Raw genomic sequence first — 10709 nt, 5'->3', positions numbered from 1 at the left:
CGTGCACAGGCTGTTGATGGCTTTGTTGTGTTTGATCCCAGCGCTGGCGACGGCGCGGGACGAACCACTGCGCCTGGCTTTCGACGGCGATTTATTGTCGTTGAGCCGAACCCGGGTGATCGCCCGCGAGCCGCTGCCGCAGACCTTGCAGACACCCTTGGGCAGTGTGTGGAAGTTGTTCGTCTATGCCTGGCTTGTGGATACCGGTGCCCAAGAGCCGGCTTATGAGTGCCGTGGCCAGTCGAAGGAAGAGGTTTACTGCTGCTCTGCGGGCGGCAGGATCGAGCGTGATCAGGCGTTGGTGAAGTCATGCGGTCTGTATTTCGAACCCGCGCGACTGGGCATCGACGCTGCCGACTGGCGGGCCTATTGGCAGACGCGGCAGGCGCCGCAATGGTTGCTGGAACTACCGTCGCTGCAACCGGCCACACGGGTTTCGGTGGCGGAGTTGTTGAAGGTGCTTTCGCTACTGCCGGCGCAGGATCAAGCCCGGCGTGTATTGCTCGATGTGATGCTCAATGCCGCCGATGGCCAAGTCGTCGGCGAGCTCGGCAGTCGTCTGCGAGTGAAGACCTGGAGCTGGTTGGCGGATCAGGATGCGACATCGCGTCAGGGCGGGTTTGCCGGTTGGACGGCGGACGGTACACCGCTCTGGGCTGGAGGACGGGGCACCAGCCAGCGGGTATTGCACGATTACGCGCAGGCATTGTCCGCGGTGATTCCTGTTGCATGGCCTGTGGAGGCGGGGAGGTGCGTAGAAGTCGATCTGTTCTCGCGCTATCCGCTTCGTCGCGTGCTGTCAGGGGGCGCGGAGGTGACGTCCGGAACATTGCAGGGTGATTATCGTGTTGAATTCGCCAACGGTAATGCGCTGGATATCCACAGCGATGGTGAACTGTTTCTGCTGAACCACAAGCTCGTGGCCCGTCTGGATCGCGAAGAGTACGTCGCCCGGGTTCTCCAGCGTGAAGCCAGCGCCGAACCGGTCGAGGCCGCCAAGGCCCTGGCCGTGGCCATCCGCACGTATCTGCTGCAAAACGCCACGCGCAGTGGCGATTGCCTGAGCATCGACGACAGCAGCAGCCGTCAGCGGGTCGCGCCGCGTCCGGCGTCGTCCGAGTCTCGTGATATCGCCGCATGGACCAGCGACCTGGTGCTGGCCGGCAGTACCGTCACCTATCATTCCGACCAACCCGGCCCGGACAAACTGTCCTGGCAGCAAGCCGTCGAACAGGCCCGTGCCGGCCAGCGCTACGACGCCATCCTGCTGCACGCTTACCCACGCGCCAGCCTCAGTCGCTGGGACAACCCGGTCGCATCCTGCGAAGCATTGCCCGGCGCGCAAGACTGGCTGCAAAAGCAACGGCGCGGCTGGCGCCCGCGGCTTGAAAGCGAAACCGGCTACAACGAAGTCAGCACCTTCGCCGTGTGTCGACTGGCCTTCGGCCGCCCCTATGTCGACCGAGAACGCCAACGCATCTACGTGCGCGGCGTGCTGACGCTGCAAGACCGCCTCGACCTGACCCACGAATACCTGCACCTGGCCTTCGAAGCGCACCCCAATGGCCAGGATGAAACCTACATCGAAGGGCTCGCCCGCCACCTCTTGCTGGAATAGACCATGAAACTCCGTTATCCACAGGTCTTGCTGTTTATCTGTTCACTGGTGGCGCTGCCATCGGTGATGGCGACTGACAGCGCCAAACTCGACACCCCCGCAGGCGGCTGGCGCACTGGCGCGCCTGAAGGCGAAGGGGAGAGCTTTCGGCAGACCGTCAACTACCCGGCCTCGTCGGTGAATACCCCGGCAGGGCAGGCCAACACCGCTCGCATCAGTGGGCAAATCAAGGCCACGCCAAAATCGACAGAACCCGGCCGGCTGATCGTCAACGGAGTGAGCATGCCACTGAAAATCGATCCGGCCGGCCGCTTCGATCGCCCGTTCTCATTCCCCAACGGCAGCAACAGCGTCGAGGTGCGCAGCCCTGACGGCCAACAACGTCACCGCACCCAGTTCCTCAACAGCAGCGGCGGCGCCACCCCGGCCAAATTGCGCGTATTGCTGGCGTGGGACAGCGACGGCACCGACCTCGACCTGCACCTGATCACCCCCGACGGCGCGCACATCTGGTACGGCGACCGCGTCGCGCCCAACGGCGCAGCGCTCGACGTCGACGTCACCACCGGCTACGGCCCGGAAATCTTCGCCATGCCCGCGCCGATCAAAGGGCAATACCTGGTGTATGTGAACTACTACGGTGGCGGCTACAGCAGTGATGAAGAAGGGCAGGAAGACGCCGTTCAACCGCTGACTACCGCGCAGGTCACGGTGATTACCGAAGAGGGAACGCCGAGCGAGAAGATGGAGACATTTCTGGTGCCGATGCGCGCGGTGGGGGAGCTGACGTTGGTGAAGTCGTTCAGTTATCCGTGAGGGGAAAGTGACAGCAGTGCTGACACTATTGTTTTTTTATTTGTCTCAGCAGTGCTGAGACAAATTCAAGTACGGGGCAGTTCGCTTTCTTTCAGGCATTAAAAAGCCGGCTTGTGGCCGGCTTCTCGGGGACTGGCTTGGATCATTTTTGGTAAACCGCGCCAGCCTTCAAAACGTACATCCGGATCTTGCGTCCGGCTGTGGGACCTGGGGAGAAAGTCATCTGCCAGGCCAGTGCATCTGAGCCGAAAGGCGGGTCGATGCGCAAATGTGGGGCGCAGCATACGCAGGTTTGGTGCAAATTCCCAGCGGGAAGTGCCGGATAGAGCCGTTCGGTCATTCGGGTGGGGGGCCGGCGGGGGCTGGAAGCTTAAAGAAACGGCACCACCGGCCGCCGTTTGTTCAGTGTCGACCACCAGAACACCCAGCCCAGCACTCTGATGTTCTGCTCTTCGATTTCGGCGGCCCTGAAGATTTCATCCGGGTACTCGGCGCGGTTGTGGCTGCGCAGTCGCAGGGCGTTGCCCGGTAGTCGGTGCAGGTATTTGATGCGCAGCATGCCGTCATGTTCGATGGCATAGATTTCGCCATCGATAATCTGGGTCAGGCCACGGTCAATCGCCAGGGTCGAACCGTCTTCGATTTTCTCTCCCATGCTGTTGCCGCTCATGACGGCACAGATGGCGTCGGCGTGGTTGATTTCCAGGGAGTCGAGGTGACTGCGGGGCAGGCGGATGGTTTGTTCCGAGTCTTCTATGACGTGGGTTTTGTTTGAGCCCGGAGCGGTGACCGCTTCTTTGTACAAAGGCAGTTCGACGTCGACAGGCTCGATGACCGTGTAGACACCACGGATGGTCTGGGCATCGAAGGTGTTGCCGGACTCGTCGAGCAGGCGCAGGTGTTGGGCGTCTTTCGAGCCTTCGCCGGTTTTCAGCCAGTCGCTGTTGACGGAGAGTTTTCTGGCGACTTCTTCCATGCAATGGGCGGGCACGCCGCGGGTGTACCAGTTATGTACATTTTGCGGAGCCGTATCCAGAAAGTCGGCAAAACCGGTGGTGGTGATGTTCGCTGCTTCGAGGAGCGCCTTGAAGCGTGGGCCGCTAGTGTTCTTTTTCATGAACGCGAGTCTACTGGCGGCTGGTAAGGGTTTGAATAAACGCTTCGTTCAAATTTCGCGGGAAATTTACGACCGGATGTAAGACGTTCTTGAGGAATTTTAAACAGGCAAAAACCATTGAAAGGCTTGTTTAAACGGGATGTTTGGCGTGCTGATCAAACGCCCACAAAAAACCCCGGATCGACCGGGGTTTTTCTTGAAGCCTGTCGCTTGAAGCTCGCGGCTGTTCTTAGCCTTTATAGGCTGCAACCGACTTGGTGATCGCGGCGCGAGCGGCGTCTGCACCGTCCCAACCTTCGATCTTCACCCATTTGCCTTTTTCGAGATCTTTGTAGTTCGCGAAGAAGTGCTCGATCTGCTGGATCAGCAGTGCTGGCAGGTCGGTGTATTCCTTCACGTCGACGTACAGCTGGGACAGCTTGTCGTGTGGGACTGCGATGACTTTGGCATCGCCACCGCCGTCGTCGGTCATGTTCAGGATGCCGACCGGACGGGCGCGGATTACCGAGCCTGGAGCAACCGGGTAAGGGGTCACGACCAGCACGTCGAGGGGATCACCGTCGTCAGCCAGGGTGTTCGGGATGTAACCGTAGTTGGCCGGGTAGAACATAGGGGTGGCCATGAAACGGTCAACGAACAGGCAATCGCTGTCTTTGTCGATTTCGTATTTGATCGGCGCGTGGTTGGCCGGAATCTCGATCGCGACGTAGATGTCGTTCGGCAGGTCTTTGCCAGCCGGAATCTTGCTGTAGCTCATTGGGCGTTGCCCCCGTTAGTTGACCAAAAAGTGGCGGCGATTATAGGCATATTCCTGGGTCGGCGCCATGTACCAGAAGTCGTATGGTGTTCACTGGTGTGCCTGATAGACCGGGTCATGCGCCTGAAGTTGCTTCAACCTCGCCAGCGGGTCCTGGCGATAGAACAACTTCAACTGCTGATACACCTGTGGATAAGTCTCGTGCAGCAAATCCGGGGCGCTGAAGAAGTATTCGCTGGTGACCGCGAAGAACTCGGCAGGGTTTTCGGCGGCATACGGATCGATGGCCGTTTCGGCATCGGGGTTGCGCTCGAGTTGCCGGTCGAGGTCGTCGTAGGCCTCTTGCATGACGCTGGCCCAGTCGCTGACGCGCATGTCGGGGTGCAATGGCGGCAGGCCATTGGCGACGCCATTGAGCATGTCGAGTTTGTGCGCCAGTTCGTGGATCACCAGGTTGTAGCCTTCCCAGCCGCCACTGGCCATCACGCCTGGCCATGCGAGGATGATCGGGCCTTGCTGCCAGGCTTCACCGCTGTGCTCGCCGTCCCATTCGTGCTCGACGCCGCTGGCATCGCGATGGCGCTGAGGGCTGAGGAAGTCGTCAGGGTAGAGAATGATTTCGTGGAAGCCCTGATACCAGTTCAGGTCGCCGAGGTGCAGCAGCGGCAGTTGCGCCTGGGCGGCGAGCAGCAGGCGTTGCTCCTGATGCAGTTCGACGCCGGGCAGGGCAGTCAGGTGCTTGTCGTCGAGGAACAGCACGCAGGCTTCGCGTAGCCACTGGTCTTCGGCGGCACTGATGCCGTCGAGAAAGCTCAGTTGATGGCGCACCCGTTGCCACATGTCATCGGCAATCGGGTGCCTGGCCAGGATGCGTCGGCGACGCCAGGCACTTAGAGACCACATCGTGTCAGCGCGATTCGGCTTTTGAGCTCGAACCCGCAAGGCGGCTACGCACCATGCCAATGATCATCGGCACCAGCGAGAGCAGGATGATGCCCACAATCAGCAGCGACAGGTTTTTCTTGATGAACGGCACATTGCCGAAGAAGTAACCGAGCGTCACCAGGCCACCGACCCACAGGATGGTGCCCAGCACACTGAAGGCAAAGAAGCGTGGATAGGGCATTTTCCCCACACCGGCGACAAAGGGTGCGAAGGTACGGATGATGGGCAGGAAGCGCGCCAGGGTCACGGTTTTGCCACCGTGTCTGTCATAGAAATCGTGGGTTTGTTGCAGGTAGTCGCGGCGGAAGATCTTCGAGTTCGGGTTGCTGAACAATTTTTCACCCGCCGTTCGTCCGATGATGTAGTTGGTACTGTCGCCCAGAATTGCCGCCAGCATCAGCAGGCCGCCGAGCAGTACCGGGTCCATGCCGCCACCGGCCGCCACGGCGCCGGCGATGAACAGCAGGGAGTCGCCCGGCAGGAAGGGCGTGACCACCAGACCGGTTTCGCAAAAGATGACCATGAACAGAATGGCGTAGATCCATGCCCCGTAGTTGGCTACAAGCATGTCGAGGTAGACGTCGAGATGCAGGACAATGTCGATCGGGTTGAAATCCATGGATAGCACCTGTGGTAATGACCCGACTCAGCGGGTCTGTGCGGATGACTTCGCGTAAGACTACAAATAGAGGTAGTTTTTCTTACAAGCCGGGAATATCGGGATTATACGAGGCGAATGGTGAAAATCGCGTCGAGATTGTAGCGGGGAATGTCATGGCTGGGCTGATGTTTGATAACGAACAGGCGGGAACGAGCCTGCTCGCGATGCCATCGCGAGCAGGGCGCAGCTGATTCAGAGTTCGTCGCTGATCGGCATTACATAGTTCTTGAATTCGGTGTCTACCTTGAAACCGATGGACTCGTAGGTTTTCTGCGCGATTTCATTGTTGCTGCTGGTGGAAACACGCATGCGTACGGCATTGGTTTCCTTGGCCATTTTTTTCGCGGTACGGATCAGGTGGTCGGCCACCAACTGGCGGCGGGCGTCCTCGGCGACATAAATATCGTTGAGGATCCACACACGTTTGAGCGAAAGCGAGGAGAAGCTGGGGTACAGCTGGCAGAATCCCATCAGTTTGTTGCTGTCGTCATCGGACAGCGCCAGGTAGATCACTGACTCCTTGCGACGCAGGCGTTTTTCGAGGAACGCCCGCGACGAGTCCGGATACGGCAGGGAACCATAAAACTCACGATACTTGACGAACAAAGGGGCCAGCAGGTCCAGGTGTTCGAGGGTCGCTTGAATAATCCGCATGGTAGGTCTCGTCTTCAAGTGGCTGTCTTACGTCTCTGACGGCGATGGGAAACCCTTGGCGGCCGCGCAACGATCCTGCCTGAAACTGGTACGAATGTGCAATGCGGAGGCGGTTCAGGTACTCGCCGGGCCAAGCAGGAAATTGCCTTTCATGTCGGTTCCCGCGTCCGCTTCCAGCGTCTGGACCTGCGCTTCATCCTTCAGATTGACCCCTGACAACTGCCGCCGACAGGCTTCGCGCATCAAGTACAGCAAACGGTGTGCCGCCATGCCGTAACTCAGGCCTTCGAGCCGTACGTTGGAGATGCAATTACGGTAGGCATCGGTAAGGCCGATCTTGGGATTGTAGGTGAAATATAATCCCAGGCTGTCCGGGGAGCTGAGTCCAGGGCGTTCGCCGATGAGGATTACCGTCATTTTCGCACCCAGCAACTCACCGATTTCGTCCGCCACCGCCACGCGCCCCTGCTCCACCAGAATCACCGGCGCTACAGTCCAGCCTTCGGCTGCAATCTGTTCTTCGAGGCGTGCCAGAAAGGGCAAGGTATGGCGATGAACGGCCAGTGCCGACAGTCCGTCGGCGATCACTATTACCAAATCGACCCCGCCAGGATGCGCCGAAGCGTATTCGCGCAGGGTCTTTGCCGACGCGTCATTGAGCTTTCGTCCCAGGTCCGGGCGCTGCAGGTAACTGTTGCGGTCGATCGCTGCGCTGTGCAGCAAAAGGCTTTCGCGTCCGCGTTCGGCCAGTTGTGCGTTGAGTGCCGCGTGATCGAACGGCAAGTGCACCGCATCCCGCGCCTGGGCGTGGGCGTATTGGAAGTCCAGTTGTGCGCGGGTGGGAATGCTGGTGCCGGTTCGGCCCAGGGCTATCCGCGCCGGTGTCAGGCGTCGCAGTTCCTGCCATGGGTTGTGGGGGTCGAAGGGTAGTTTATCCATGTCATTACTCATCCCAATTGCGCCAGCGCCTGGCGGAAGGCCGGCGGCAGGTTGCTGCCAAACAGAACCCGGCCGTCCGCCTGGGTGAAGATGCCCATTTTCGCCAGCCACTGCTCGAACTCCGGTGCGGGCTTCAACCCCAGGGTCTGCCTGGTGTAGAGCGCATCGTGGAACGAGGTGGTCTGGTAATTGAGCATGATGTCGTCGGAACCGGGGATGCCCATGATGAAGTTGATCCCTGCGACGCCCAGCAGGGTCAGCAGGGTGTCCATATCGTCCTGGTCGGCTTCGGCATGGTTGGTGTAGCAGATGTCGCAGCCCATGGGCACGCCGAGCAACTTGCCGCAGAAGTGGTCCTCCAGGCCGGCGCGGATGATCTGTTTGCCGTTGTACAGGTATTCCGGGCCGATGAAGCCGACAACGGTGTTGACCAGAAACGGGTTGAAGTGACGCGCGACGGCGTAGGCGCGGGTTTCGCAGGTTTGTTGATCGACGCCATGGTGAGCGTTGGCCGACAGGGCACTGCCCTGGCCGGTTTCGAAATACATCAGGTTCTGACCCAGCGTGCCGCGATTCAGGCTCAAACCGGCGTCATGGCCTTCCTTCAATACGTTCAGGTTGATGCCGAAACTGGCGTTGGCCGCTTCGGTGCCGGCGATCGACTGGAACACCAGATCCAGCGGAACGCCGCGATTGATCGCTTCGATCGATGTGGTGACATGGGTCAGCACACAAGCCTGGGTCGGGATTTCGTAGCGCTGGATGATCGCATCGAGCATCTCCAGCATCGCGCAAATCGAGGCGATGCTGTCGGTGGCCGGGTTGATTCCGATCATTGCATCGCCATTGCCGTGCAGCAGGCCGTCGAGAATGCTCGCGGCGATGCCGGCCGGTTCGTCGGTGGGGTGGTTCGGTTGCAGGCGTGTGGACAAGCGCCCGCGCAGGCCCAGGGTGCCGCGAAACCGCGTGACCACGCGGATTTTTTGCGCCACCAGCACCAGATCCTGCACGCGCATGATCTTCGAGACGGCGGCAGCCATTTCCGGGGTGAGGCCGGGGGCCAGGGCGCGCAGGGATTGTTCGTCGGCGGCATCACTGAGCAGCCAGTCGCGAAAGCCGCCGACGGTGAGGTGGCTGACGATGGCGAAGGCCTGTTTGTCGTGCGTGTCGATGATCAGTCGGGTGACTTCATCGGACTCGTAGGGGATCAGAGCTTCCTGCAGGAAGTGGCTTAGCGGCGTGTCGGCCAAAGCCATCTGTGCGGCTACCCGCTCGCCATCGTTGAGCGCGGCGACGCCGGCCAGAAAATCCCCGGAGCGCGCCGGACTGGCCTTGGCCATCACTTCCTTGAGGCTGTCGAAGCGGTAAGTCTGGGCGCCGACGGTATGGGCGAATGCGGCCATGGGGCGGTGTCCTCCAATAATTACTGCAATCTGCTCTTCCTGTGGGAGCGGGCTTGCTCGCGAATGCGGTGCGTCATTCAAAACAGATGTCGACTGACACGACGCCTTCGCGAGCAAGCCCGCTCCCACATGGGAATTGCATGCACTTCAATGATGCAGGCGCCGGGCAGCGGGCCCGGCACCGGTGCAATTCATATACCTTCGAGCATAACGTCCGCCGGTGCTTCGGAGCGCTGCCGAGCGGTCAACTGGAAGTACAGGTAACCGGCAATCATGAAGCCGAGGAATATCAGGCCGATCAAGGTGTTGAACCACGCCATCGCCACCAGGCACACCACCGCCAGCAAGAGCGCGATCCCCGGTACGATCGGATAACCCGGCGCGCGGAAGGTGCGTTCCAGGTTCGGTTCGGTTTTACGCAGCTTGAACAGGCTCAGCATACTGATGATGTACATCACGATGGCACCGAATACCGACATGGTGATCATCGCTGCCGTCAGGGTCATGCCTTGCAGGTTGACCAGTCCGTCGCTGTAGATGGCCGCAATGCCGACCACACCGCCGGCCAGAATCGCCCGGTGCGGCGTCTGGAAGCGCGAGAGCTTGGCCAGGCCTTTGGGCAGGTAACCGGCGCGAGCCAGGGCGAAGAATTGCCGGGAATAGCCAAGAATGATCCCATGGAAACTTGCCACCAGACCGAACAGGCCGATCCAGACCAGCATGTGCATCCAGGTCGAATTATGGCCGACCACTGCTTTCATCGCCTGGGGCAGTGGATCGTTGATGTTCGACAGCTGGCGCCAGTCGCCGACACCGCCCGCCATCACCATTACGCCAATGGCCAGGAACACCAGGGTCAGAATGCCGCTGACGTAGGCCTTGGGGATTGTGCGTTTCGGGTCCTTGGCTTCTTCGGCGGCCATGGCTGCGCCTTCGATGGCGAGGAAGAACCAGATCGCAAAGGGAATGGCGGCGAAAATGCCGGGAATCGAGCCCATCGTGAATTCATTGGCGCCCGACCAGCCATTGAGCACGAAGTTGCTGAAGCTGAAGCCCGGGGCGACCACGCCCATGAACACCAGGAGTTCAGCGACCGCCAGCACGGTGACCACCAGTTCGAAGGTGGCGGCGATGCTGACGCCGAGGATGTTCAGGCCCATGAAGACGAAATAGGCGCCAACGGCGGCGATCTTCGGATCGAGTTCCGGGTATTGCACGTTCAGGTAGGCGCCGATGGCCATGGCGATGGCCGGTGGCGCAAAGACGAATTCGATCAGGGTGGCGATGCCGGCGATCAGCCCGCCTTTCTCGCCAAAGGCCCGGCGGCTGTAGGCAAACGGCCCGCCAGCGTGGGGAATCGCAGTGGTCAGTTCGGTGAAGCTGAAGATGAAGCAGGTATACATCGTCGCCACCAACAACGCGGTGACGAGAAAACCCAGTGTGCCTGCGGTGCCCCAGCCATAACTCCAGCCGAAGTACTCGCCGGAAATCACCAGGCCGACGGCAATGCCCCATAAATGCAGGGTGCCGAGTGTGGGTTTGAGCTGTGTGGAAGAAGTAGTCATAAGTCCTCTCTATTTTTTTTGTTCGATCTTTTGGACTTTCGGGTACGACGGGTTGGATGCAAATCCTGAATGACGGGTACGCAAGGCCCGTGCCAGAGCGGCCAGGACTTGGGTGTTGAGTCATTCAGGGCGCCATCGCGAGCAGGCTCGCTCCCACAGGGATCTCTTGTGAGTTAAATATTGGGGACTGACCCGGATCCACTGTGGGAGCGAGCCTGCTCGCGAAGGCTGCTT

At 60.1% G+C, this 10709-nt stretch carries 10 protein-coding genes; 2 read left to right on the top strand and 8 right to left on the bottom strand.

From position 1 onward, the window contains the following. Positions 1 to 16: 16 nt before the first annotated feature. Together CAG47_RS23490 and CAG47_RS23485 are read left to right on the top strand one after the other, a co-directional pair. Positions 17 to 1618, top strand: a complete 1602-nt coding sequence (locus CAG47_RS23490) for a DUF2300 domain-containing protein (protein ID WP_177409068.1) — start codon at positions 17 to 19, stop codon at positions 1616 to 1618. Between the two features lie 3 nt (positions 1619 to 1621). Next, a complete protein-coding gene (locus CAG47_RS23485) occupies positions 1622 to 2434 on the top strand; it encodes a YfaP family protein (protein ID WP_085727912.1) in 813 nt (270 codons plus the stop codon). A gap of 370 nt (positions 2435 to 2804) precedes the next feature. Here the strand turns inward: CAG47_RS23485 and CAG47_RS23475 are convergent, their stop codons facing one another. The 8 genes from CAG47_RS23475 to eat all read right to left on the bottom strand — a co-directional run bounded on the left by CAG47_RS23475 (position 2805) and on the right by eat (position 10475). Beyond that, the gene (locus CAG47_RS23475) at positions 2805 to 3551 is read right to left on the bottom strand and encodes a S24 family peptidase (RefSeq protein WP_085727908.1); all 747 of its coding nucleotides are present in this window, start codon (positions 3549 to 3551) and stop codon (positions 2805 to 2807) included. A 229-nt stretch (positions 3552 to 3780) separates the two neighbouring features. Continuing rightward, on the bottom strand, positions 3781 to 4308 hold the full coding sequence (gene ppa, locus CAG47_RS23470; protein WP_007933577.1) for an inorganic diphosphatase: 528 nt from the start codon (positions 4306 to 4308) through the stop codon (positions 3781 to 3783). Between the two features lie 90 nt (positions 4309 to 4398). Beyond that, positions 4399 to 5211 (bottom strand): zinc-dependent peptidase, encoded by an 813-nt coding sequence (locus CAG47_RS23465; RefSeq protein ID WP_085727906.1) that lies wholly within the window; start codon positions 5209 to 5211, stop codon positions 4399 to 4401. 4 nt (positions 5212 to 5215) lie between these two features. Then, a complete protein-coding gene (locus tag CAG47_RS23460) occupies positions 5216 to 5872 on the bottom strand; it encodes a DedA family protein (RefSeq protein ID WP_085727903.1) in 657 nt (218 codons plus the stop codon). 234 nt (positions 5873 to 6106) lie between these two features. Further along, the gene (locus CAG47_RS23455; protein ID WP_085727901.1) at positions 6107 to 6568 is read right to left on the bottom strand and encodes an N-acetyltransferase; all 462 of its coding nucleotides are present in this window, start codon (positions 6566 to 6568) and stop codon (positions 6107 to 6109) included. Between the two features lie 114 nt (positions 6569 to 6682). Next, positions 6683 to 7519 (bottom strand): ethanolamine ammonia-lyase subunit EutC, encoded by an 837-nt coding sequence (gene eutC / locus CAG47_RS23450; protein ID WP_371917240.1) that lies wholly within the window; start codon positions 7517 to 7519, stop codon positions 6683 to 6685. Beyond that, the gene (locus CAG47_RS23445; RefSeq protein ID WP_085727896.1) at positions 7516 to 8910 is read right to left on the bottom strand and encodes an ethanolamine ammonia-lyase subunit EutB; all 1395 of its coding nucleotides are present in this window, start codon (positions 8908 to 8910) and stop codon (positions 7516 to 7518) included. The genes eutC and CAG47_RS23445 overlap by 4 nt, the downstream gene beginning before the upstream one ends. A gap of 191 nt (positions 8911 to 9101) precedes the next feature. After that, complete coding sequence (gene eat, locus CAG47_RS23440; RefSeq protein WP_085727894.1) at positions 9102 to 10475, bottom strand: ethanolamine permease; 1374 nt, start codon at positions 10473 to 10475, stop codon at positions 9102 to 9104. Positions 10476 to 10709 lie beyond the last annotated feature (234 nt).

Origin of the sequence: Pseudomonas sp. R37(2017) (genome assembly GCF_002113375.1) — a bacterium.
Lineage (GTDB): Bacteria > Pseudomonadota > Gammaproteobacteria > Pseudomonadales > Pseudomonadaceae > Aquipseudomonas.
The sequence above is the reverse complement of the archived record's forward strand: the minus strand, read 5'-3'. Positions and strand labels throughout refer to the sequence as shown.

Coding starts and splice junctions, on each gene's coding strand:
- CAG47_RS23445 (WP_085727896.1), bottom strand. CDS start 8,910: ATGGCCGCATTCGCCCATACCGTCGGCGCCCAGACTTACCGCTTCGAC.
- CAG47_RS23490 (WP_177409068.1), top strand. CDS start 17: ATGGCTTTGTTGTGTTTGATCCCAGCGCTGGCGACGGCGCGGGACGAA.
- CAG47_RS23485 (WP_085727912.1), top strand. CDS start 1,622: ATGAAACTCCGTTATCCACAGGTCTTGCTGTTTATCTGTTCACTGGTG.
- CAG47_RS23465 (WP_085727906.1), bottom strand. CDS start 5,211: ATGTGGTCTCTAAGTGCCTGGCGTCGCCGACGCATCCTGGCCAGGCAC.
- ppa (WP_007933577.1), bottom strand. CDS start 4,308: ATGAGCTACAGCAAGATTCCGGCTGGCAAAGACCTGCCGAACGACATC.
- CAG47_RS23460 (WP_085727903.1), bottom strand. CDS start 5,872: ATGGATTTCAACCCGATCGACATTGTCCTGCATCTCGACGTCTACCTC.
- eat (WP_085727894.1), bottom strand. CDS start 10,475: ATGACTACTTCTTCCACACAGCTCAAACCCACACTCGGCACCCTGCAT.
- eutC (WP_371917240.1), bottom strand. CDS start 7,519: ATGAGTAATGACATGGATAAACTACCCTTCGACCCCCACAACCCATGG.
- CAG47_RS23475 (WP_085727908.1), bottom strand. CDS start 3,551: ATGAAAAAGAACACTAGCGGCCCACGCTTCAAGGCGCTCCTCGAAGCA.
- CAG47_RS23455 (WP_085727901.1), bottom strand. CDS start 6,568: ATGCGGATTATTCAAGCGACCCTCGAACACCTGGACCTGCTGGCCCCT.